This window comes from Streptomyces sp. NPDC001770 (assembly GCF_053596135.1).
In genome coordinates this window covers 13,289-34,178 of record NZ_JBSFFN010000028.1, presented here as the reverse complement: position 1 = coordinate 34,178, position 20,890 = coordinate 13,289, and the positions used below count along the sequence as shown (strand labels likewise).

Annotated in this window: 19 protein-coding genes and 7 tRNA genes; 16 read left to right on the top strand and 10 right to left on the bottom strand. The window is 73.0% G+C overall.

Annotated elements, in window-relative coordinates; genetic code table 11:
- The first annotated feature begins 100 nt into the window (after nucleotides 1-100).
- The 3 genes from cobT (at nucleotide 101) to ACWCSV_RS23530 (ending at nucleotide 5,899) form a co-directional block, all read left to right on the top strand.
- A complete protein-coding gene (gene cobT / locus ACWCSV_RS23540; RefSeq protein WP_451145235.1) occupies nucleotides 101-3,469 on the top strand; it encodes a nicotinate-nucleotide--dimethylbenzimidazole phosphoribosyltransferase in 3,369 nt (1,122 codons plus the stop codon).
- 266 nt (nucleotides 3,470-3,735) lie between these two features.
- A complete protein-coding gene (cobA, locus tag ACWCSV_RS23535; RefSeq protein WP_451145233.1) occupies nucleotides 3,736-4,983 on the top strand; it encodes a uroporphyrinogen-III C-methyltransferase in 1,248 nt (415 codons plus the stop codon).
- A gap of 103 nt (nucleotides 4,984-5,086) precedes the next feature.
- A complete protein-coding gene (locus tag ACWCSV_RS23530) occupies nucleotides 5,087-5,899 on the top strand; it encodes a TrmH family RNA methyltransferase (RefSeq protein WP_451145231.1) in 813 nt (270 codons plus the stop codon).
- A 63-nt stretch (nucleotides 5,900-5,962) separates the two neighbouring features.
- Here ACWCSV_RS23530 and ACWCSV_RS23525 read toward each other — a convergent pair whose 3' ends face one another.
- Nucleotides 5,963-7,363 (bottom strand): serine/threonine-protein kinase, encoded by a 1,401-nt coding sequence (locus ACWCSV_RS23525; protein ID WP_451145229.1) that lies wholly within the window; start codon nucleotides 7,361-7,363, stop codon nucleotides 5,963-5,965.
- 559 nt (nucleotides 7,364-7,922) lie between these two features.
- Here ACWCSV_RS23525 and ACWCSV_RS23520 point away from each other — a divergent pair.
- The 3 genes from ACWCSV_RS23520 to ACWCSV_RS23510 all read left to right on the top strand — a co-directional run bounded on the left by ACWCSV_RS23520 (nucleotide 7,923) and on the right by ACWCSV_RS23510 (nucleotide 9,630).
- Nucleotides 7,923-8,129: a hypothetical protein gene (locus ACWCSV_RS23520; protein WP_451145227.1), complete on the top strand. Its 207-nt coding sequence runs from the start codon at nucleotides 7,923-7,925 to the stop codon at nucleotides 8,127-8,129.
- A 187-nt stretch (nucleotides 8,130-8,316) separates the two neighbouring features.
- Entirely contained in the window at nucleotides 8,317-9,279 is a 963-nt protein-coding gene (locus ACWCSV_RS23515; RefSeq protein WP_451145370.1) for a phosphotransferase enzyme family protein, read from the top strand.
- A gap of 66 nt (nucleotides 9,280-9,345) precedes the next feature.
- On the top strand, nucleotides 9,346-9,630 hold the full coding sequence (locus tag ACWCSV_RS23510; RefSeq protein ID WP_327174743.1) for a TFIIB-type zinc ribbon-containing protein: 285 nt from the start codon (nucleotides 9,346-9,348) through the stop codon (nucleotides 9,628-9,630).
- A gap of 156 nt (nucleotides 9,631-9,786) precedes the next feature.
- On the opposite strand, the gene ACWCSV_RS23505 is transcribed toward ACWCSV_RS23510, so the two are convergent.
- The 6 genes from ACWCSV_RS23505 to ACWCSV_RS23480 all read right to left on the bottom strand — a co-directional run bounded on the left by ACWCSV_RS23505 (nucleotide 9,787) and on the right by ACWCSV_RS23480 (nucleotide 10,329).
- Nucleotides 9,787-9,861 (bottom strand) — tRNA-Val (locus ACWCSV_RS23505).
- Between the two features lie 23 nt (nucleotides 9,862-9,884).
- Nucleotides 9,885-9,956: transfer RNA gene (locus tag ACWCSV_RS23500), tRNA-Val, on the bottom strand.
- A gap of 22 nt (nucleotides 9,957-9,978) precedes the next feature.
- A tRNA-Val gene (locus tag ACWCSV_RS23495) sits at nucleotides 9,979-10,050 on the bottom strand.
- A gap of 21 nt (nucleotides 10,051-10,071) precedes the next feature.
- Nucleotides 10,072-10,143, bottom strand: a tRNA-Val gene (locus ACWCSV_RS23490).
- Nucleotide 10,144: 1 nt separating this feature from the next.
- Nucleotides 10,145-10,218: transfer RNA gene (locus ACWCSV_RS23485), tRNA-Cys, on the bottom strand.
- Between the two features lie 38 nt (nucleotides 10,219-10,256).
- A tRNA-Gly gene (locus tag ACWCSV_RS23480) sits at nucleotides 10,257-10,329 on the bottom strand.
- Between the two features lie 164 nt (nucleotides 10,330-10,493).
- On the opposite strand from ACWCSV_RS23480, the gene ACWCSV_RS23475 reads away from it, so the two are divergent.
- Both ACWCSV_RS23475 and ACWCSV_RS23470 read left to right on the top strand, forming a co-directional pair.
- Nucleotides 10,494-11,516: a chorismate-binding protein gene (locus ACWCSV_RS23475; RefSeq protein ID WP_451145368.1), complete on the top strand. Its 1,023-nt coding sequence runs from the start codon at nucleotides 10,494-10,496 to the stop codon at nucleotides 11,514-11,516.
- Nucleotides 11,517-11,592: 76 nt separating this feature from the next.
- A complete protein-coding gene (locus ACWCSV_RS23470) occupies nucleotides 11,593-12,435 on the top strand; it encodes a GNAT family N-acetyltransferase (protein ID WP_451145225.1) in 843 nt (280 codons plus the stop codon).
- 29 nt (nucleotides 12,436-12,464) lie between these two features.
- Here ACWCSV_RS23470 and ACWCSV_RS23465 read toward each other — a convergent pair whose 3' ends face one another.
- On the bottom strand, nucleotides 12,465-12,980 hold the full coding sequence (locus ACWCSV_RS23465; protein WP_451145223.1) for a DsbA family protein: 516 nt from the start codon (nucleotides 12,978-12,980) through the stop codon (nucleotides 12,465-12,467).
- A gap of 228 nt (nucleotides 12,981-13,208) precedes the next feature.
- Here ACWCSV_RS23465 and ACWCSV_RS23460 point away from each other — a divergent pair, with 228 nt between their 5' ends.
- From ACWCSV_RS23460 to ACWCSV_RS23450, 3 genes are all read left to right on the top strand, one after another.
- Entirely contained in the window at nucleotides 13,209-13,673 is a 465-nt protein-coding gene (locus ACWCSV_RS23460) for a hypothetical protein (RefSeq protein WP_451145221.1), read from the top strand.
- 278 nt (nucleotides 13,674-13,951) lie between these two features.
- Complete coding sequence (locus tag ACWCSV_RS23455) at nucleotides 13,952-14,971, top strand: LacI family DNA-binding transcriptional regulator (protein ID WP_451145219.1); 1,020 nt, start codon at nucleotides 13,952-13,954, stop codon at nucleotides 14,969-14,971.
- Nucleotides 14,972-15,132: 161 nt separating this feature from the next.
- Nucleotides 15,133-15,288: a hypothetical protein gene (locus ACWCSV_RS23450; protein WP_327174738.1), complete on the top strand. Its 156-nt coding sequence runs from the start codon at nucleotides 15,133-15,135 to the stop codon at nucleotides 15,286-15,288.
- A 188-nt stretch (nucleotides 15,289-15,476) separates the two neighbouring features.
- Here the strand turns inward: ACWCSV_RS23450 and ACWCSV_RS23445 are convergent, their stop codons facing one another.
- Both ACWCSV_RS23445 and ACWCSV_RS23440 read right to left on the bottom strand, forming a co-directional pair.
- Nucleotides 15,477-16,049: a CGNR zinc finger domain-containing protein gene (locus tag ACWCSV_RS23445; RefSeq protein WP_451145217.1), complete on the bottom strand. Its 573-nt coding sequence runs from the start codon at nucleotides 16,047-16,049 to the stop codon at nucleotides 15,477-15,479.
- 240 nt (nucleotides 16,050-16,289) lie between these two features.
- The gene (locus ACWCSV_RS23440) at nucleotides 16,290-16,703 is read right to left on the bottom strand and encodes an SsgA family sporulation/cell division regulator (RefSeq protein ID WP_003959770.1); all 414 of its coding nucleotides are present in this window, start codon (nucleotides 16,701-16,703) and stop codon (nucleotides 16,290-16,292) included.
- 190 nt (nucleotides 16,704-16,893) lie between these two features.
- Between ACWCSV_RS23440 and ACWCSV_RS23435 the strand changes: the two genes are divergently transcribed.
- The 5 genes from ACWCSV_RS23435 (at nucleotide 16,894) to ACWCSV_RS23415 (ending at nucleotide 20,883) form a co-directional block, all read left to right on the top strand.
- Nucleotides 16,894-17,349 (top strand): TIGR02611 family protein, encoded by a 456-nt coding sequence (locus ACWCSV_RS23435; protein WP_451145215.1) that lies wholly within the window; start codon nucleotides 16,894-16,896, stop codon nucleotides 17,347-17,349.
- Nucleotides 17,350-17,403: 54 nt separating this feature from the next.
- Nucleotides 17,404-17,475: transfer RNA gene (locus ACWCSV_RS23430), tRNA-Val, on the top strand.
- Between the two features lie 299 nt (nucleotides 17,476-17,774).
- Nucleotides 17,775-19,043, top strand: coding sequence for an ABC transporter substrate-binding protein (locus tag ACWCSV_RS23425; protein WP_451145213.1), 1,269 nt, complete (start codon nucleotides 17,775-17,777; stop codon nucleotides 19,041-19,043).
- An 11-nt stretch (nucleotides 19,044-19,054) separates the two neighbouring features.
- Nucleotides 19,055-20,026, top strand: a complete 972-nt coding sequence (locus ACWCSV_RS23420; RefSeq protein WP_451145211.1) for a carbohydrate ABC transporter permease — start codon at nucleotides 19,055-19,057, stop codon at nucleotides 20,024-20,026.
- The gene (locus tag ACWCSV_RS23415; RefSeq protein WP_451145209.1) at nucleotides 20,023-20,883 is read left to right on the top strand and encodes a carbohydrate ABC transporter permease; all 861 of its coding nucleotides are present in this window, start codon (nucleotides 20,023-20,025) and stop codon (nucleotides 20,881-20,883) included. Before ACWCSV_RS23420 ends, ACWCSV_RS23415 begins: the two co-directional genes overlap by 4 nt.
- Nucleotides 20,884-20,890 lie beyond the last annotated feature (7 nt).

The following is a 20,890-nucleotide window of genomic DNA, read 5'->3' as shown; positions in this document are numbered from 1 at the left end:
GGCGAGCCCGCTCGTTCTTGATGACGAGCACCGGCCTGCCGTGACGCGGGCGTCCCGGGAGATGGGCCGAAGGAGCACTGACGATGGGCGAGGGGTACGCATGACTGACACCGGCCAGGTCCCGGGCGAGGGACAGCCGGAGAACGCAGGCATGGTGGAGCAGCCGGGCGTCCTCGCCCCGGATGCCTACACCTACCTCGACCCCTCCGAGCAGGCACCCGACGAAGAAGAGATGCTGCTGATGCCCGCCGCCCACGGCGGCGCGTGGGGCGACCCGCAGATCGTCCCGCCGCCCGCCGGGGACGCCTACCAGCAGTTCCCCCAGCAGAGTGCCTACCAGGCCCAGGAGCCCCCGGCGCAGGGTCCCGCGAGCCACGACTCCGGGGCCTTCGACCTCGGCGGCGTACGGATCCCGGCCCCGGCACCCGCCCCCGCGCACGCCGCGGCCCCCGCCCCGTCGCGCCGTCCGCTCCACCGCGGGCCCTCGGTCGACGGCCCGTCCTACGGCGGGCAGAGCGGCGTCGTGCGCTCGCTGGCCGACCGGGGCCCGGCCGGGTCCCCGCAGCCCCAGGCGCCGGTCCGTACCGTGGCTCCGGCTCCCGTCGCGCCCGAGTACCAGGCGCCCGCCGAGACTCCCGTGCCCTCCGAGATCCCGGCACACGCCGAGACTCCCGTGCCCACCGAGATTCCGGCCCACGCCGAGACCCCAGCACACGCCGAGGCGCCCGCCGCGCAGGAGCCCGTACTCCCCGGCCCGCAGCTGGGCGAGATCCCGCTCCAGGGCGCCGACCCGTGGGGCGCCCCCGAGACGGTTGCCGCCACCGAGGAGCAGCCCTTCGCGGCCGAGCCCGCGCCCGTGGACGCCGCGCCGGCGGAGTACGTACCGGCCGATGCGCTCCACCTGCCCGCACCGGAATTCGTGCCCGCGCCCGAGGCGGCGCAGGGCTTCGAGCCGGCCGCCGCCCAGGACCTCGCACCGGGGCACGCCCCTGTCGAGGGACCGGCCGAACTCGCGGTGGAAGCCCCGGCAGAAACGGTCGTCCCCGAGGCGCCCGCCGAGCCCGCCGTCCACGCCCCGGTCTTCGTACCGGAGGCAGCCCCGGAGCCGTACGCCCCCGAGGCGGACCCGGTGCCCGCCGCCGAGTTCACCGGCGCCCAGCTGCCCGAGCAGGTCCAGCTCCCCGCGGAGGCCGCCGCCCCCGTGGCGCACGCCCCGGCGGAGCACACGGTCGCCGAGCCGATCGCCATTGAGCCGATCGTGACCGAGCCGCCGGCCGCCGGACCCTTCATCGCCGGGGAACCGGCCGCCGAAAGGACGGCCGAGGAGACCCCGGCCGAAGAGCCGACCGTCGAGGAGCCCGCCGCCGAACCGGCCCCGCCCGCCGAGCCCGTCGCCTTCGACGCAGCCGCGGCCGCCCTGCCGGAGCACGGCACGGAGCCCCGCACGGAGGCCGGCAGTGTCCCGGAGGCCGCCGCGCCGCACGCCGCCGGAGCGCCCTGGGCCGTCGAGCCCCCCGCCGCCGAACAGGGCGCCGGGCCGCAGTACACGGAACCGGAACACCAGAACGTGCACCAGGAACAGCCCTACCCCGCCGAGGCCCCGGAGGCCCCGGCCTTCGAGGCGGCCGAGCCCGTCACGGCCGAGCCGCTCGTCCCCGCCGCCGAGGCCGTCGCGGTGCAGCCCGCCGCCGAGGAGCCGGAGGCCGGGTACGCCGACGCCCCCGAGGAGCCGGCGACCGACCCGGCCCCCGGCTACGACGAGGCGGAGCGCGAGGCCGTACTGCGCGTCATGCGCGAACGCCGCGACATCCGCAACGGCTTCCGCAGCGACCCGATCCCGCACGAGGTGCTGCTCCGCGTGCTGGAGGCCGCGCACACCGCGCCCAGCGTCGGCCACTCGCAGCCCTGGGACTTCGTCGTCATCCGCTCCGCGGAGACCCGGCGTTCCATGCACGAGCTCGCCCAGCGGCAGCGCGACGCCTACGCGAAGTCCCTCCCCAAGGGCCGCGCGAAGCAGTTCCGGGAGATGAAGATCGAGGCCATCCTCGACACCCCCGTGAACATCGTCGTCACCGCCGACCCCACCCGCGGCGGCCGGCACACCCTCGGCCGCCACACCCAGCCGCAGATGGCGCCCTACTCCTCCGCGCTCGCCGTGGAGAACCTGTGGCTCGCCGCCCGCGCCGAGGGCCTCGGCGTCGGCTGGGTCAGCTTCTTCGACGAGCGCGAGATGGTCCGCGCCCTCGGCCTGCCCGAGCACCTCGAAGTCGTCGCGTACCTCTGCGTCGGGTACGTCGACGAGTTCCCCGAGGAGCCCGAGCTGATGCAGGCGGGCTGGTCCAAGCGCCGCCCGCTGTCCTGGGTGGTTCACGAGGAGACGTACGGCCGCCGGGCGCTGCCCGGTGAGGAGCCGCACGACCTGCTCCAGGAGACCATCGCCAACATCCGCCCGCTGGACGCCAAGGCGCTCGGAGAGGCGTGGGAACGCCAGAAGCGGATGACCACGCCCGCCGGCGCGCTCGGCATGCTGGAGATCATCTCCGCGCAGCTCGCCGGGCTCTCCCGGACGTGCCCGCCGCCGATCCCGGAGCCCGCAGCCGTCGCGATCTTCGCCGGCGACCACGGCGTACACGCCCAGGGGGTGACCTCCTGGCCCCAGGAGGTCACCGGCCAGATGGTGGCCAACTTCCTGGCCGGCGGCGCGGTCTGCAACGCCTTCGCGAGTCAGGTCGGCGCCGAGGTCTGCGTCGTGGACGTCGGTGTCGCCACCGAACTCCCCGCCACCCCGGGCCTGTTGCCCCGCAAGGTGCGCCCCGGCACGGCGGACTTCACCACCGGCCCCGCGATGAGCCGCGAGGACGTTCTCGCCGCGATCGAGGTCGGCATCGAGACTGCCCGCGACCTCGTCGCCGCAGGCAACAAGGGCCTCCTCATCGGAGAGATGGGCATCGCCAACACCACGGCGTCGGCCGCCCTCATCTGCGTCTACACCGGCGCCGACCCGTCCGAGGTCACCGGCCGGGGCACCGGCATCAACGACGAGATGCACGCCCGCAAGGTCGACGTGGTGCGCCGCGCCCTGGAACTCCACCAGCCCGACCCGTCCGACCCGATCGGCGTGCTCGCGGCCGTCGGCGGCCTGGAGCACGCGGCCATGGCCGGCTACCTCCTGGGTGGCGCCTCGCTGCGTACCCCGGTCATCCTGGACGGCGTGAGCGCCGGTGCCGCCGCCCTGGTCGCCCGCGCCATCGCGCCCGAGGCACTGGCGGCCTGCATCGCGGGCCACCGCAGCGCCGAGCCCGGCCACGTCGCCGCGCTCAACAAGCTGGGACTGCGCCCGCTGATCGACCTCGACCTCCGCCTCGGCGAGGGCACGGGCGCCCTGCTCGCGCTCCCGATCGTGCAGAGCGCCGCGCGCGCCATGCACGAGGTGGCGACGTTCGACTCGGCCGGCGTCACGGAGAAGTAGCCCCGAGGCCGTCCCCGGCCGGGCTCCCGCGCCCGCCCGGGGACGGCCCCGTGCCTCCCGGGGCCCTGCCCTCCGGTGGCCCCACCCCGTATGGTGGTCCCCGCCCCACCCTGCTGAACCCGCACGTCACAGCCGCTCCGGAGCCGCAGCGGCAGCCCCGTCCGCAGCCGCCGCGTCCCGAACGCCGGACCGGACTCGACCGGACTCCCCGTGCGGCGCCCCACCGCGCCGCACGCACCGTTCCCCGCCGAGGAGCCAGCACCGCCATGGCCGAGCACGTCGATCACCCCGCGTACCCCGTCGGACTGCGCCTGCACGGGCGCCGCGTCGTCGTCGTCGGCGGCGGCCAGGTCGCGCAGCGCCGCCTCCCCGCGCTCATCGCGGCCGGGGCGGACATCACCCTCGTCTCACCGTCCGCCACCCCGTCCGTCGAGGCCATGGCCGACGCCGGGGAGATCCGCTGGGAACGCCGCCGGTACGCGGACGGCGATCTCGCCGACACCTGGTACGCGCTCGTCGCGAGCAGCGACCCCGCCGCCAACGCCGCCGCCTCCGCCGAGGCCGAGCGCACCCGCACCTGGTGCGTCCGCAGCGACGACGCCGAGGCGGCCACCGCCTGGACCCCCGCCACCGGCCGCAGCGAGAACGTCACGGTCGCCGTGCTCACCACCACATCCAAGGGCCGCGACCCCCGCCACTCCGCCGCCGTGCGCGACGCCATCGTCGAGGGACTCCGCGACGGCACCCTCGCCGCCGCGCACCACCGCACCCGCACCCCCGGCGTCTGGCTCGTCGGCGGCGGACCCGGCGACCCCGACCTGATCACCGTGCGGGGCCGCCGGCTGCTCGCGGAGGCCGACGTCGTCATCGCCGACCGGCTCGGCCCCCGCGACCTCCTCGACGAGCTGCCCCCGCACGTCGAGGTCATCGACGCCGCGAAGATCCCCTACGGCCGTTTCATGGCCCAGGAGGCGATCAACCAGGCGCTCATAGACCACGCGAAGGCGGGCAAGGCCGTCGTCCGGCTCAAGGGCGGCGACCCGTTCGTCTTCGGCCGCGGCATGGAGGAGGCCCAGGCGCTCGCCGCCGAGGGAATCCCCTGCACCGTCGTACCCGGCATCTCCAGCTCCATCTCCGTGCCCGGCGCCGCCGGAATTCCGGTCACCCACCGGGGCGTCGCCCACGAGTTCACCGTCGTCAGCGGCCACGTCGCCCCCGAGGACCCCCGCTCGCTCGTCGACTGGGAGGCCCTCGCCCGGCTCCGCGGCACCCTCGTCCTCCTCATGGCCGTCGACAAGATCGGCGCCATCGCCAAGGCCCTCGTCGCCCACGGCAAGGACCCCGCCACCCCGGTCGCCCTCGTCCAGGAGGGCACCACCGCAGCGCAGCGCCGCGTCGACGCCACGCTCGCCACCGTCGGCGAGCGGGCCGCTGCCGAGGACGTACGCCCGCCCGCCGTCATCGTCATCGGCGAGGTCGTCGCCGTCGGCCCCGACGCCCCGGGCCGTGTCTGACCCTTCCCGCCGGGCGCCCACGGCCGGGCCCGGCCCGGCGACCCCCACCGCGTAAGACCGGCGGCCCCCGCCGCCGCCCCACCCCGGACAAGGCAGCACTCCTGTGGCAGAGATCATCACCGTCGAGGACCCCGACGACCCGCGCCTGCACGACTACACGGGCCTCACCGACGTCGAACTGCGCCGCAGGCGCGAACCCGAGGAGGGCCTCTTCATCGCCGAGGGCGAGAAGGTGATCCGCCGCGCCGGGCAGGCCGGGTACGCGATGCGCTCGATGCTCCTCACCCCCAAGTGGACCGAGGTGATGCGCGATGTCATCGAGGCGGCCGAGTCCCCGGTGTACGTGGTCACCCCCGAGCTCGCCGAGCAGGTCACCGGCTACCACGTGCACCGCGGCGCGCTCGCCTCGATGCGGCGCGAGCCGCTGCCCGACGCCGCCGGGCTGCTGGCCGGTGCCCGCCGGGTCGCCGTGTTCGAGGACATCGTCGACCACGCGAACATCGGCGCCGCCTTCCGGAACGCCGCCGCGCTCGGTGTCGACACCGTGCTGCTCACCCCGCGCTGCGCCGACCCCTTCTACCGGCGGGCGGTGAAGGTCTCCATGGGCGGCGTCTTCCAAGTGCCGTGGACCCGCCTGGAGTCCTGGCCCGCGGACGTCGGGGTGCTGCACGCCGCGGGCTTCACGGTCGCCGCGCTCTGCCTCAGCGAACGGGCGATCACCCTCGACGAGCTCGCCGCGCGGAAGGACGAGCGGCTCGCCCTCGTCTTCGGTACGGAGGGTGCGGGCCTCACCGAGAAGACCCTCGCCGCCGTCGACGACCACGTCCGCATCCCGATGGACGCCGGGGTCGACTCGCTCAACGTGGCCGCCGCCTCCGCCGTAGCGTTCTACGCCACCCGCCCGCGCCCGGCCTGACCCTTCGCCCGGCCTGACCCTTTCGCCCGGAACCGGAACCGGGACCGGGACCCGAGCCACGGCTCAGAAGGTGGGGTCGACAGCCGGCGCCACGGATCCGTCGCCCGGCTGCCCGCCCGCCGCGTACTGCCCGCCGGGCTGCCGCGCGGGCGAACCGCCCAGCCCGCGCGCCGGTCCCTGGCAGCCCTGAGCGGCCGCGATGCCGAGCGCCACCAGCAGCGTCACCACCACGAAGACGAAGAGGCGCTGCCGCAGCAACCGGGGGTTCGCCGGACGCCGCCCGGTCCCGGTCGGCCTGGCCCCGGGACGGGTGCCCGGCCTGCCGTTCGTACCGTTGGTCGGGCTCGGCCGGCGGCCCGGCGGGACCGCACCGCGGGCCGGCCGGGGCCGGGCGCCGGCCGGACGGGGCGCCCCCGCGCCCGCCCGCGAGGCGGACACCGACGCCGAGGACGTGGAGCCGGACGGCCCCGGCGAACCGGACGCGGAGGCTGGCGAGGGCCGGCGGGCCTGCGGCGAACGCCCGGTGGACGGGCCCTCGGACCTGCGTGTCTGCTGCTCGGTGTACGGGCCGTCGAGCCGGCCGGTGGGCCGGTCGGCCTCGTGTGCGGAACGCTGGACGGGCGGACGGCTCTCGTGCAGCCCCTGGGCCTCGCGCGCCGCGATCTCCTTGAGCCGCATCGACAGCTGCAGGGTGCTCGGGCGCTCCTCCGGGTCCTTCGCCAGACAGGCCCGCACCAGCGGAGCGAGCGCGTCGTGCACCTCGGCCAGGTGCGGCTCCTCGTGCACCACCCTGTACAGCATCACCTCGGAACTGCCGTGTCCGAAGGGGGAGTCGGCCGTCGCTGCGTACGCGAGGGTGGCGCCCAGCGAGAAGACGTCCGTCGCGGGCGTCACCGCCGCGCCGCGCACCTGCTCCGGCGCGAGGAACCCGGGCGACCCGACCGCCGTACCGACATGGGTGAGCGTGCTCGCCCCGGTCGCCCACGCGATGCCGAAGTCGATGATCCGGGGGCCCTTGGGAGAAAGGAGGATGTTCGACGGCTTGAGGTCCCGGTGCACCACCCCGGCCTCGTGGACCGCGACCAGCCCCTCGGAGAGCGCGGCCCCGATCGAGGCCACCTCCGAGGCGGAGAGCGGACCCTCCTCGGCGACCTTGTCGTGCAGCGAGGGGCCCGGTACGTACTGCGTGGCGAACCACGGCCGTTCGGCATCCAGATCCGCGGCCACGAGGCGGGCGGTGCAGCCGCCCCGGATGCGCCGCGCGGCGGACACCTCGCGCGCGAACCGGGACCGGAACTCCTGATCCTCCGCCAGGTCGGGACGGATCACCTTCAGGGCGACACGCTGCCCCCGCCGGTCGGAACCCAGATAGACGACACCCATCCCGCCGGCCCCGAGCCGCCGGTGCAGCCGGAACGAGCCGACGAGACGCGGGTCCTCGCGCCGGAGCCGCATCATCGCCATCGTCTGCCCATCCCCGCTGCCTGGTCCGCCTGACGAGGCACAGCTTACGTACCCGGCGCCCAGCGCGCTCAGAGGCCGCGCCTTCCCCCGGGATTCGATTGTCCGTACCGAACCGGACGTGTGAAGCACGGTCAGCAGTACGCCGATCCGGGCGATTCCGTACCCCTCCGGGCTCAAAGGGGCATCCCCGCACGGGTATTGGCGCACCGCCGGCGGACGGCGGCCGGACGGGCGCCTCCCGCGGGCCGTTCCGGCCCGGCGCCCCGGCAGGTCCGGGCCCCTCTCTCCTGCCCCACGAGAAGAGGCGTCCCCGCCCGGTCCGGCGTGAGTGATGTCACCCGTTCCGCCGCTTTCCGGACGAACCCCACCCGCAGTCCGCAGCCCGTCTCCACCCAGGGGAGTACTCCGGCTACCCACAGCTCATCCTCCCGTAGGCCCGCCGATCGGTACGCGGGCATGACGCCTGCCCCGCACCGTCTCCCTAGGCTGGGAACGAACGGGGGCGGAACCCTCCCGGCCGGGACCGGCCGCCGACGTTCGCACCGTCAGGAGAGGAACCATGTCGGACACGGCCACGCGGACCACGCTCCGCGCGCAGGGACGCAAGGCCCACGAAGCGTTCGGCGGCCGTCCGTCCGGCACCCGCCACCCCCTGGTGGCGGCGGCCATGGTCCTTCCCCTGGCGGCACTGCTGGTGGTCGTCTTCGGCGGCTGGGAATCAGTGGTCACACAGGCGTCGTCCGTGGGCGTGATGATGGGGCGCTGAAAGGCGCCCCCGGGTCCGGAAGAGCGGTCCGGACCGGGACATCCGGCCAACAGCCCCGTGGGGACGGGGGTACGGCGGACGACAGCGTTTGTCCGGCCGGCTGGGGAGCCGGCCGGACATCGCGCTCTTCGGGACCCGACACCCCCAGTAGCCTGGGGCTTTGCCACGACTATTCCCGGGAGACCCGTTGAGCGGCGCCGAGGTCGTCACCGCCCTGGGCGGCCTGGCCCACGCCGCCGCCCACCCGGCCGCCGACGGCGGCTGCGGCTGCCCGCCGCCCCGGGTGCTCGCCGACCGCCCGGACGGCACCGTCGTCCGGGGCGGCGGAACGGTCGCGAAGGCCCACGCCCCCGGCACCGGCGGACCGGAGTTCGCCGCCCGCCTCGCCCTCGCCGCCGCGCCCGCGCTCGCCGGGGTCCTGCTGCCGCCCGTTCCGGTACCCCGTCCGCTCCCGCGTGTGGACGGACGCCCCGTCACCCTCTGGCCGTACGGCGAACCCGTCGACCCCGCCGATCCGTCGGCCGCCCCCTGGGAGGAGGCGGCCGCCCTCCTCGCCCGCCTCCACGGCACCGCGCCCCCGGTGCCGCTGCCGCCGATGCGCGGACCCGCCAAGGCGGCGCTCGCCGTCGCCCGGATGCGGGCGGCGCACCCCGTCGGCCCCGGCCGCGCCGAGGTCCTCGCCGCCTGGGCGACGCTGCCCGGGTGGGCCCGTGACGAGGCGCCGGCCCCACCCGGCCGCGCGGGATTCCTCTGCCACGGAGACCTCCACCTGGGGCAGCTCGTCCGCCACCCGGTCCCGCACGGCCCCTGGCTGCTGATCGACATCGACGACACGGGCACGGGCGACCCCGCCTGGGACCTCGCCCGGCCCGCCGCCTGGTACGCCGCCGGACTGCTGCCCGACACCGTCTGGCAACGGTTCCTGGACGCCTACCGCGCGGCGGGCGGCCCGGCCGTCCCGGCCACCGGCGACCCCTGGCCCGAACTCGACGTCCCCGCCCGGGCCCTGACCGTGCAGACCGCCGCCCTCGCCCTCGCCAAAGCGGCGGACGAGGGGCGGGAACTCGACGATGTCGAACGGATGATGACCGACGCGTGCGCCCGTATCGCCTCACTCCCGCCCGAGTTGGCGCCACCGTGCACGTCGTAGGGTGAACCGACCGCCATCGGGCAGGAATTCCGGTGGCGGACCACCGAACGGCGAGGAGCCGAGCCGATGATGCAGTGTCCGAAGTGCCACGCGCAGATGCACACGTACAACCGCAATGGTGTCCAGATCGAGCAGTGCAGCGGCTGCCGGGGGATATTCCTGGACTTCGGCGAGCTGGAGGCCCTGACGCGGCTGGAGTCGCAGTGGACGCAGCAGGCGCCGCCCGCGCCGCCGGCCCCGCAGGCGTACCCGGCCGCCGGCCCCGCGTGGGGCGCCCCGCAGCACGGCGGCGGTCACTACGACCACCACCACCGCCAGAAGAGCTTCGGCCGGATGCTCTTCTCCTCCTGAGCCGGCGCCGCCGCCCGCCGGTCACGCCGGGCGGCGCTCCCGGACCCCCAGGCGTTGCGGACCTTCGTGGCGTCCGGATCCCCGGAGCGTTCCGGGGCACGACCTGGCCGCGGGCACAGCGAAAACCCCGGTCGTGTGGACGACCGGGGTTTTCCGTGGTGCGCGATACTGGGATTGAACCAGTGACCTCTTCCGTGTCAGGGAAGCGCTCTCCCGCTGAGCTAATCGCGCAGGGTGAACCTGCGTGTACTGCGTGCGCGATACTGGGATTGAACCAGTGACCTCTTCCGTGTCAGGGAAGCGCTCTCCCGCTGAGCTAATCGCGCGGGGCGAACTGCGTGTACTGCGTGCGCGATACTGGGATTGAACCAGTGACCTCTTCCGTGTCAGGGAAGCGCTCTCCCGCTGAGCTAATCGCGCGGGAAGATCCTTGCGGATGAGTGGACGATACTGGGATTGAACCAGTGACCTCTTCCGTGTCAGGGAAGCGCTCTCCCGCTGAGCTAATCGTCCTTGGAGGTGGAGACGGGATTTGAACCCGTGTAGACGGCTTTGCAGGCCGTTGCCTCGCCTCTCGGCCACTCCACCAGAATCAGGGGGTTCGGGAAGATCCCCCTTTTCCTGCGAGCGGACGACCAGGTTCGAACTGGCGACCTCAACCTTGGCAAGGTTGCGCTCTACCAACTGAGCTACGTCCGCTTGTCTTTCCCGTTCCGCTTGCGCGTCCCGGCGACGTGTTGAACTCTAGCGGATTCCTGGGCCAGCACAAAAACGCGTTTGCGCAGCGTGCTGCGGCCCGCTCGCTCCGCCCCGGCCCGAGGGCCCGCGGACCTACACTCGACCGCGTGTCCGACATCGCCCCCATGGCCCGCTTCGGCGGCCTCGTCGCCTCCGGTCTCCGGGACGTGACCAGCGATCCCGCCGCTCTCGGCTCCGCGGGCTTCTGGGCCGTATCCGCCGACTTCGAGGGGCGTGTCGTGTGCGCGCGCTTCTCCTCCGTACGCGAGGAGCCGGTGCCCCCGCCCGTCCCCGGCGCCTGGCGCGGCCCCGGCCCGGGGGAGTGGACCTCCTCGCTGGACCGCGAGGCCTACCAGGAGGCCGTACGGCGCGTCCGCGCGCACATCGCGACCGGCGGGGTCTACCAGGCGAACCTCTGCCGGGTGCTCTCCGCGCCGCTGCCCGATCCGGACCGCGCCGACGTGGACGCGCTGACGGCCCTCCTCGCGCGTGGCAACCCCGCTCCCTACGCGGGCACGCTCCGGCTGCCCGGCCACGGGGTCGAGATCGCGACCGCCTCTCCCGAGCTGTTCCTGTCGCGCTACGGGCGCACCGTCGAGTCCGGGCCGATCAAGGGGACCGGGCGCACCGAGGCGGATCTGCTGGAGAAGGATCACGCCGAGAACGTGATGATCGTCGATCTGGTCCGCAACGACCTGGGGCGTGTCTGCGCCACCGGCACGGTGACCGTCCCCGACCTCTGCGTGGTGGAGAAGCACCCCGGGCTCGTCCACCTCGTCTCGACCGTGCGCGGGGAGCTCGCGGACGGCGCGGGCTGGCCGGAACTGTTCGGCGCCGCCTTCCCGCCCGGCTCGGTGAGCGGGGCGCCCAAGTCCAGCGCGCTGCGGATCATCGAGGAGCTGGAGACCGCGCCGCGCGGCCCCTACTGCGGCGCGGTCGGCTGGGTCGACGCCGACCGGTCGGCCGCGGAGCTCGCGGTCGGCATACGCACGTTCTGGATCGACCGGACCGGGCCCACGCCGCTCCTGCGTTTCGGTACCGGGGCGGGCATCACCTGGGGCTCCGACCCCGCGCGCGAGTGGGACGAGACCGAACTGAAGGCGTCCCGGCTGCTCGCCGTGGCGTCCGGAGCCGGGTTCGCCCTCTGAGGGCGCCGCCGGAGGGCCGGTACCGCTTCCGTGTACGGGGGTGACCCGGCGGCTCCGGGCCGGTAGAACAAGTGCGGTGACCACGACCCTGCGGCCGACCGGGCCGACCCAGCAGAGCGCCGACGGCGCGCGGACCCGTAGTTACGACGTGTGCGACAACGGGCGCCCCGTCGGTACCGTCAGCCTCTCCACCGACTTGTCCTTCGGCCCGGCCACCGGGGTGCTCGACGGTCTCCGCATCGAGGAGCACCGCCGCCGGCGGGGACGGGCGATCATCGCCTCGCTCGCCGCCGAGGAGGTACTGCGGGACTGGGGGTGCGTGGAGGTGCGCGCCCGGATCCCGGCCGGGAACGAACCGGCGCTGCGGCTCGCCGCCGTACTCGGCTACGCCGAGCGCAGCCGGAACATGGACCGGCCGACGCCCGCGCACGCCCCCGCGCCGCCGCCCGGCCTCGTGGGGCGGCCGATGAGGCCGGAGGAGTTCGCGCCGTGGCTGGACGGCCGCCACGAGGAGTACGCGCGGGAGTGGGCCGAGCGCGGTGTCCCCCCGGAGCAGGCCCGTCGCAAGTCCGAGACCGACCACGCCCAGCTCCTCCCGCAGGGCCTGGCCACTCCGGGGGTGTACATCGACGTCCTGGAGCGCGAGGAGGACGGCCGGGCCGTGGGCCACGTCTGGCTCTCGGGACGTCCCGCGGAGACCGGCGCGACGATCGGGTACGTCTTCCACGTCGAGGTGGACCCGGAGTTCCGGGGACGGGGGTACGGCCGCGCCCTCATGGGGCTCGCCGACGGCATGGCGCGGAGCGCGGGGTTCGACCGGATCGGGCTGCACGTCTTCACGTCGAACACACCGGCCCGGAGACTGTACGAGTCGCTGGGGTACGAGCCCACCGCGCACAACCTGGTGAAGGCCCTGTAGGCGGCGGCGGAGGGCCGGGGCCGACCGGGTCAGCCCCGGGCCGCGAGCAGCCCGTCGACGAGGGACTCGATCCGCTCGCGCAGCCCGTCCTGGCTCTTCCCCCCGTCCAGACGCTCGCCGCCGACGACGTAGGTCGGGGTGCCGGTCACCCCGATCGCCTTCCCCTCGGCCTGGTCGGCGTCGACGATCAGCATGTGCCGGCCGTCGATCAGGGCCGTGTCGAACTCCTCCGCGTCCAGGCCGAGTTCACCGGCGACCTCCAGGAGCAGCGGCTCGCCCGCGCGGGACAGCTCGGCCGTGCGCCCGAGGACCGCCTCGATGTACGCCCAGTCCTTGCCCTGGGCCGCGGCCTCCTCGGCGGCCTGGGCCGCCGCGTACGCGTGCTTGTGCTTCTCCAGCGGGAAGTGCCGCAGCCGGATCTCGACGCGGTCGCCGTACCGGGCGCGCAGGGCGTGCACGTCGGTGAGGGCGCGGTGGCAGTCGGGGCATTCGAGCTCGCACCAGAGATCGACGACGACGGGGCTCACGGGGGTGGAATCGCTCATGCGGCCAGTCTTTCAGCAGGTACGGCCACGACCCAATCGGCGGCGCCCCCGAGTCCGGTCCGGCCGGCGTCGCGCCGCCACCCGATCCGCGTCCGGCCGGCGCCGGGTCCCTCCCGGAGGAGGAGCCGGACCCCGAAAAGACCCTGACGCACGGCCGACGGCATGGCCCCGGTCACCCCGGGCGGTGCACGATGGAAGGGACGCCCGTTCCTGCCGCTGGAGGCCCCGATGATTGCCGAGACCATTTGCTCCGCGGCTTCGGCGGCGGGCCTGGGGATCGCCGCCGTGACGGCGTACCGCAAGCGGTTCCTCACCGCCGCCCGGATCGCCGCGTACTCGCTCGTCCCGATCGGCCTCGTACTCACGGGGATCGTGGAATGGGTGGCCGGCATCGCGTTCGATCCGAGCGTGTGGATCGGCTTCCTGCTGCTCGGCGCCGCCTGGCTGCTCTTCGTCACCACGCGGGCGGTGGAGCGCCGCCGCGGGCTGACCCGGGAGGAGCGCAAGGCCGCCCCCCGGGGTGGCGACGACGGACGGACCGCTCCGGCGTCCTCCGTGCCCTCGCTCCGGCAGGCGCCCACGGGTCGGCACCCCGCCTCCCGCCCCGGCGAGAAGCCGGGCGGCACGGGCGGGACGGAGCCGGCGGACGACTTCAGCGACATCGAGGCCATCCTGAAGAAGCACGGCCTCTGAGCCCGTCCCCGACGGTGAGGGACCGCCACTGACCGTGTGAGCCCGTCCGCCCCTGAATTGATTCAGGCAGGGCGCAGGGAGTGGGCGGACCGCCCGTGCTCCGCGGGCGTGAGGAACGTGCCGGAGTGGCGCCCGGGGAGCGTCGGGCCGCCGCGGATTGAATCAATTCATGCGCCCGGCCCGGGTCCCGCTCCGGTGCGGGTCCTCCGTACGATGGGCGGATCCGTCGACCGGCACGGCGGCCGGGGGCGGCAGTCGGCATCAGTGGGGCAGGACAAGTGGCGCGTGTGGCAGGGATCAAGGATGTGGCCCGGCGGGCCGGCGTCTCGGTGGGCACGGTCTCCAACGTCATCAACCGGCCCGAGGCGGTGCTGCCGGAGACGCGCGCCCGCGTGCTCGCCGCCATAGAGGAGCTGGGCTACGTACGGAGCGAGTCCGCCCGCCAGCTCAGGGCCGGCCGCAGCCGCATCATGGCCCTGCTCGTCCTCGACATGGGCAACCCGTTCTTCGTGGACGTGGCCCGGGGCGCCGAGCGGGCCGCGCGGAAGGCCGGCCTGGGGGTCATGGTCTGCAACAGCGACCAGAACCCGGCCGAGGAGGCCGAATACCTCGGTCTCTTCGCCGAACAGCGGGTCTGCGGGGTACTGGTCACCCCGGCGGACGCGAGCGGACGGAACCTGGAGTCGTTCGCCCGCCACCGGATTCCGTTCGTGCTGGTCGACCGGGTCGCCTCCGGCCCGGACTCCTGCTCCGTCTCCGTGGACGACGTGCGCGGCGGCGCGCTGGCGGTGGGCCACCTCGTCCAGGCCGGCCACCGGAGCGTCGCCTACGTCAGCGGCCTCGGCGACCTCCACCAGATCAGGGACCGCAGAGTCGGCGCCCTCGCGGCCCTCGCCGAGGCGGGCCTGCCCCCCGAGGCGCTCGTCGAAATCTCCTCCGACCGGCTCGACGTCGCCGCGGGCCGCGACGCGGGGGCCCGGCTGCTCGGTCTGGTACCCCGCCCCACCGCCGTCTTCTGCGCCAACGACCTGCTCGCCCTCGGCGTCCTGCAGGCGCTCTACGCGGCCGGGGTGCGGGTGCCGCAGGACGTCGCCATCGTCGGCTACGACGACATCGAATTCGCCGCCGCCGCCGCGGTACCGCTCACCTCCGTCCGGCAGCCCGCCGTCCGGATGGGGCAGCTCGCGGCGGAGCTGCTGCTCGAGGAAGCGGACGACGACTCGGGTGCCCACGAGCACCGGGGCGTGCTGCTCCAGCCCGAACTCGTCGTCCGCGCGTCCAGCGCCTCCGCCCGCTGACGGCAGGCCGCCTTGCGGCGGTGGCCGGACCGCCGCCCTCCGGACAGCTGGGGGAGACTCGAACGGCCAGGCGATTTTCGCGCTCCTTCGAGGTGAACTCCCGGACCCAAAAACGGGGTTGATCTCCGGGGCGGCCCCGCCTGGGTCATGATCGCTACGAAATGTTGGACACATCCAGGGGCGAAGCCCCCGCACAGACCGCCGAAGAGCCCCGTGGCTGCCTCTTCGCTCTCTCCCAGCCCCCACTGATGATCTTCCTCACCGTGGTCGGCACCCTGCTGCTCATGGCGGCGCTGCACGATCTCTTCCTGCTGTGAACCGGGGACGACCCGCGAACCGGGGGCGGCCCGCGAACCGGGGGCGGCCCGCGAACCGGGGGCGGCCCGCGAACCGGGGACGTCCCGCGCGCCCGGGACGGCCCGCGAACGGACGGGGACGAACGTGCGGACGTCCGCCCCCTCGCACGCTCCCCAGCCCGTTCCGTCGCCCGTTCCCGGGCCCCCGCTCAGCCGGTCGCTTCCTTGCGCCGGGCCCGGTACGCCGCGACGTGGAGGCGGTTCCCGCAGGTGCGGCTGGAGCAGTAGCGGCGGGAGCGGTTGCGCGAGAGGTCGACGAACGCCCGGCCGCAGTCGGGGGCCTCGCACCGCCGCAGCCGCTCCTGCTCGCCCATGACCACGATGAACGCCAGGGCCATGCCGCAGTCGGCCGCGAGGTGGTCGGCGATCGAGGCGCCCGGTGCGAAGTAGTGGACGTGCCAGTCGTACCCGTCGTGATCGGTCAGCTGCGGGGTGGTGCCCGCCGCGGCGACCAGCTGGTTGACGAGATCGGCCGCGGCCCGGGCGTCCGTGGCCGCGAAGACGGCCGCGAACTTCGCGCGTACGTCCCACAGCGCCCGCAGGTCCTTCTCGCCGAGCCGGCCGACGTCGCTGACGCGGTGGTGCGCCGCGAAGGCGTACAGCTCCGTGGTGCCGGCGATCCCGTCCGTGGGTCCGCCGTCGGGCGATCCGCTCTCCGGGGCGGTGTTCACCAGATCGACCACCGTGTCGAGGGCGATGCGGGTGTCGTGTGGGATCAGCACGCTTTGCTCCCTGGCCTCCGGCGGGCGCCGTGCCCGCAGATGCGGGCAGACTCTACTGGCTCGTGCCGCCCGCGCGGGGGCCGGGACCGGCGGGCGGGCCGCCGTCCATGTCCGCGTGCACGCGCCGGCGCCGCCACCGCGGTGGGTTCCGCGGTGACGGCGCCGGTTCCTGCCCTATGAGGTTGTCCGCGCGACGCCGTCTCCCCGAGTCGGACGGCGTCCCGCAGTTCGTCGCCTGGCTCAGCTTTCGGCCAGGATGTGTGAGAGCTCGGTGTCGAGGTCGAAGTGACGATGCTCGGTGCCCGGCGGAACCGCGGCGTCGGTCCTCTTCAGGAACGACTCCAGGGCCCGCGCCGGGGCTTCGAGCAGGGCCTCTCCCTCCGGAGAGCTCAGTGCGATACAGACGACGCCTTGGCCGTGACTACGAGATGGCCAGACGCGGACGTCTCCGGTGCCGGTGGGCCGGTGCAGCCCCTCGGCAAGGAGGTCACGGGCGAAAACCCACTCGACCGTCTCCTCCGCTCCGGTGTGGAAGGTGGCGTGCACGGCATAGGGATCGGCCGTGTCATACCGCAGGCCCGCGGGTACAGGCAGTGAGGACTCGCTCGACACAACGAGGCGCAGGTGCAGCTCGCAGCTGACCGTGGTGTTCATAAGCGCCAGGGCCTTTCGCTCAGTGTGCGCTCGGGGATTCGCACGTCGGCGAAATCGACATGCCACCTACGGTGGCGTTGTAAACCCCTCTGACCGTTTTGTGCTTCTTTGGGTCCCCCGTACAGCGGTGTGTAACTTTCCGTCATGCACCCATTCCAGTGACGGAGAGCGGTCGGGTAGGTTGAGACCCATGAATGCGCAGAGTGACGAACGGGACGGAACCGCGGCGGTCGCGGAGCCGGATTCCGTGGCGGGGGACGTGACGGAACCGGAGCGTGAGCTGGGCTCCCGGGCGCCGGCCTTCATCAAGGCCTCGAAGCCCCTGCACCTGAGCTGGCAGGTGGGCGTCTTCGCCGTGGGCCTCGCCGTCGTGGCGGCGGGGGTGGCGATGCTCGTGCTGCCCGGGCCGGGGTGGCTGGTGATCTTCGGTGGCATGGCGATCTGGGCGACCGAGTTCGTCTGGGCGCAGCTCGTGCTCCGCTGGACCCGGCGGAAGGTCACCGAGGCGGCACAGAAGGCGCTCGATCCCAAGGTGCGGCGTCGCAACATCATTCTCACCGTGGCCGGGCTCGTGATCATCGCGGCGTTGGTGGGGGTCTACCTCTGGAGGTTCGGCCTCAGCCTGCCGTGGAACATCAGCGAGTGAGTGCGGGGTGGTCCAGGGGCACCGCTGACATGCGGTAATGTTTGCGGTGCGCCCGGGCGATTAGCTCAGTGGGAGAGCGCTTCGTTCACACCGAAGAGGTCACTGGTTCGAACCCAGTATCGCCCACCCGGACGGAAGGCCCGAGAAACCGCAAGGTTTCTCGGGCCTTCCGCGTTCCCCGTCGACGTCATGGGGTCGGGTGTCCTCCGGCGGAGCGGAGTCCTGGCCCGGTACCGGAAGCCCTGCCCGCCCCTCGCGGAACCCGGGCCGCCCGGGTGTTTCCGATGCCCCGGTGAAGCGCTTCGACCGATCCTGTCACAACCGTTGACGTTGTCGTGTCCACTCCATAATTTGTCGGCAAGCGCTTTCTTGAACGATTCAATCTACCGCGGCGGGGGTGCGACCTGCCCGGGATGGGGTGTGTCATGGCGTCTTGGCGAAATACCCGGGGACTGCGTGCGGCAGGCGTGTCCGTGGTGGCGCTGGGGCTTCTCGCCACCGGCTGCGGAGGCGACGGCGGAACGGGAGCCGGCGGCAAGGTGGAGATCCGCTACTCCTGGTGGGGCGGACAGGAACGGGCCACCTTGATCAACAAGACGATCGCCCTGTTCGAGAAGAAGCACCCTGACGTCGAGGTGAAGACCGACTTCCAGGACTACGAGAACTTCTGGAAGAAGTTCAACACGCAGGCCTCGGCAGGCAACGCCCCCGACGTCTTCCAGAACTCCGTCGCCTTCCTGCGCAAGTACGACGACAAGCGGGTGCTGCTCGACCTCAGCGCCCAGGTGCGGGCCGGGAACCTCAGCATGGAGCACTTCCGGGCCGGCCTCGACAAGGCCGGAGAGGTCGACGGCAAGCTGGTCGGCGTCCCGGTCGGCGGCAACACCTTCGCCCTGATCTACAACCCCGCCGAGTACGAGAAGATCGGCGTCACCCCCACCGAGGGCTGGACCTGGGACGAGTACGACGCGGCCACCGAGAAGATCAGCAAGAGCGGGCTGCCGGGGGACAGCGGTGGCGGCGGGATCATGTACCTCTACGACCTGGTCCTGCGTCAGCACGGCAAGGCCTTCTTCACCGACGACGCGAAGCTCGGCTTCACCGAGGCCGACCTCAAGGACTGGTGGAACGAGAACTACGCCCGCACGAAGGCCGGCGTCCTGACCGACCCGAAGAAGATCGAGCAGGCCAAGCCCACCTCCGGGCTGTCGAAGGACCTCTCCGCGGGGGAGTTCACCTGGGACAACTTCCTGGTCCGCTACACCTCCGAGACCAAGACCCCGCTCGCCCTCGCGCCCGTACCCACCACCGACGGCAAGCGCACCGGGCAGTACATCTCCTCACTGATGCTCAGCGGGTCCGCCCGCACCAAGCATCCCAAGGAGGTGGCCACCTTCATCGACTTCATGGTCCACGACCCCGAGGTCGGCAAGATCATGGGCTACGACCGGGGCGTCCTCGCCACCGAGGAGCAGTTCGACGCCTACGAGCCGACCGGGGTCTCCGCCCAGATCGCCGCGTACGAGAAGCAGATCGCCGGCAACGTCGAGCCGATCACCCCGCATCCGGCGGGCGCCGACATCGTCGAAGCCGCCTTCCTGCGCATCGCCGCCGACGTGTTCCTCGGCAAGACCTCGGTGGACGACGGCACGAAGCAGTTCTTCTCCGAGGCGAAGACGGCACTCGGCTCCTGAGAGGAACGGCGATGACCGACACCCAGGCGGCCCCCGCGCCGTCGCCGCCCGAGGAGCGCCCCGCGCCCCGCAAGGCCCCCGCCGCCTCCGGGCGGCGGCGGGCCCGCGGTGAGAACCTCGCCGGCTATCTGTTCATGTCCCCGTGGATCGTCGGCTTCCTGCTGCTGACCGCGGGCCCCATGCTCGCCTCGCTCTATCTGGCCTTCACCGACTACAACCTCTTCGACAGCCCCCGGTGGGTCGGGTTCGAGAATTTCACCGAGATGTTCTCCGACCCCCGCTGGCGCAAGTCCGTCGAGGTCACGACCTCGTACGTCCTGGTGGGCACCCCGCTCAAGCTGGCGGCGGCGCTCGGCGTCGCCCTGCTGCTCAACAAGCCGCGGCGCGGCCAGGGCTTCTACCGGGCCGCGTTCTACGCCCCCTCGCTCGTCGGCGCGAGCGTCTCCATCGCCATCGTGTGGCGGGCGCTCTTCTCGGACGACGCCGTCGTGGACCGTTCGCTCCAGGTCTTCGGCGTGCACGTCGGCGGCTGGATCGGCGACCCGGACATGGTGATCTACGCCCTGGTGGCGCTCACCGTCTGGCAGTTCGGTGCGCCCATGGTCATCTTCCTGGCAGGCCTCCAGCAGGTGCCGCGCGAGCTGTACGAGGCGGCGCAGGTGGACGGCGCGAGCGCCTGGCGGCGGTTCCGCTCGATCACCCTGCCGATGATCTCCCCGGTGCTCTTCTTCAACCTGCTGCTGGAGACCATCCACTCCTTCCAGATCTTCGCCTCGGCCTACGTCGTCACCAACAGCAAGTGCGGTCCGGCCGACGCCGGGCTCGTCTACACCTGCTACCTGTACGAACAGGGCTGGACCAACCTCCGGATGGGTTACGCCTCCGCCATGGCCTGGATGCTGCTCATCTCGGTCGGCCTGGTCACGGCCGTGCTGTTCCGGTCCCAGCGGCGCTGGGTCCACTACGAGGAGGACATCCGATGAGCGCGCTCCTCCACCCGGCGCGGCGCCGGACGACGCGCTCGGTGCTCTGGCACGTCGGCGCGCTCCTGGTCCTCGCGCTGGTGCTCTACCCGCTCTTCTGGGTGATCGGCAGCTCGCTGAAACCCAGCGAGGACATCGTCGGAGGGCTCGAACTCTTCCCCACTCAACCGGTGTTCGAGCACTACCGGAAGCTGACGGACGGCATCGCCGACATCCCTGTCTCGACCTTCTTCGTCAACTCGATGGTGCTGGCGTTCGGTTCGGTGGCCGGAGTGCTGTTCTCCTGCTCGCTCGCGGCCTACGCCTTCGCCCGGATCGACTTCCGGGGCCGCAACCTGCTCTTCTCGCTGATGATCGGCACCCTTCTGCTGCCGTACCACGTACTGATCATTCCGCAGTACGTGCTCTTCCAGAAGATGGAACTCATCAACACCTATGTGCCGCTGCTGCTCGGGAAGTACCTGGCGACCGACGCGTTCTTCGTCTTCCTGATGATGCAGTTCATGCGGAACCTGCCCCGCGAACTCGACGAGGCGGCCCGGCTCGACGGCTGCGGCCACCCCCGGATCTACTGGCACATCATGCTGCCGCTCTCCCGGCCCGCCCTGATCACCAGCTCGATCTTCACCTTCATCTGGTCCTGGAACGACTTCCTCGGTCCGCTTCTCTACCTCAACGAGCCGGACAAGTACCCCGTCTCCATGGGCCTGAAGATGTTCATCGACCAGGACAGCGCGGCGGACTACGGCGGGATGGTCGCCATGTCGGTCCTCGCCCTGCTGCCCGTACTCGCCTTCTTCCTCGCCTTCCAGCGGTACCTGGTCGAAGGCGCGGCCACCTCCGGGCTGAAGGGCTGACCGGGCC

Bases quoted from the DNA above. Each gene is read 5' to 3' on its own strand.
- cobT (WP_451145235.1), top strand. From the start codon at position 101: ATGACTGACACCGGCCAGGTCCCGGGCGAGGGACAGCCGGAGAACGCA.
- cobA (WP_451145233.1), top strand. From the start codon at position 3,736: ATGGCCGAGCACGTCGATCACCCCGCGTACCCCGTCGGACTGCGCCTG.
- ACWCSV_RS23525 (WP_451145229.1), bottom strand. From the start codon at position 7,363: ATGGCGATGATGCGGCTCCGGCGCGAGGACCCGCGTCTCGTCGGCTCG.
- ACWCSV_RS23520 (WP_451145227.1), top strand. From the start codon at position 7,923: ATGTCGGACACGGCCACGCGGACCACGCTCCGCGCGCAGGGACGCAAG.
- ACWCSV_RS23510 (WP_327174743.1), top strand. From the start codon at position 9,346: ATGATGCAGTGTCCGAAGTGCCACGCGCAGATGCACACGTACAACCGC.
- ACWCSV_RS23475 (WP_451145368.1), top strand. From the start codon at position 10,494: ATGGCCCGCTTCGGCGGCCTCGTCGCCTCCGGTCTCCGGGACGTGACC.
- ACWCSV_RS23465 (WP_451145223.1), bottom strand. From the start codon at position 12,980: ATGAGCGATTCCACCCCCGTGAGCCCCGTCGTCGTCGATCTCTGGTGC.
- ACWCSV_RS23460 (WP_451145221.1), top strand. From the start codon at position 13,209: ATGATTGCCGAGACCATTTGCTCCGCGGCTTCGGCGGCGGGCCTGGGG.
- ACWCSV_RS23450 (WP_327174738.1), top strand. From the start codon at position 15,133: ATGTTGGACACATCCAGGGGCGAAGCCCCCGCACAGACCGCCGAAGAG.
- ACWCSV_RS23440 (WP_003959770.1), bottom strand. From the start codon at position 16,703: ATGAACACCACGGTCAGCTGCGAGCTGCACCTGCGCCTCGTTGTGTCG.
- ACWCSV_RS23435 (WP_451145215.1), top strand. From the start codon at position 16,894: ATGAATGCGCAGAGTGACGAACGGGACGGAACCGCGGCGGTCGCGGAG.
- ACWCSV_RS23425 (WP_451145213.1), top strand. From the start codon at position 17,775: ATGGCGTCTTGGCGAAATACCCGGGGACTGCGTGCGGCAGGCGTGTCC.
- ACWCSV_RS23420 (WP_451145211.1), top strand. From the start codon at position 19,055: ATGACCGACACCCAGGCGGCCCCCGCGCCGTCGCCGCCCGAGGAGCGC.
- ACWCSV_RS23415 (WP_451145209.1), top strand. From the start codon at position 20,023: ATGAGCGCGCTCCTCCACCCGGCGCGGCGCCGGACGACGCGCTCGGTG.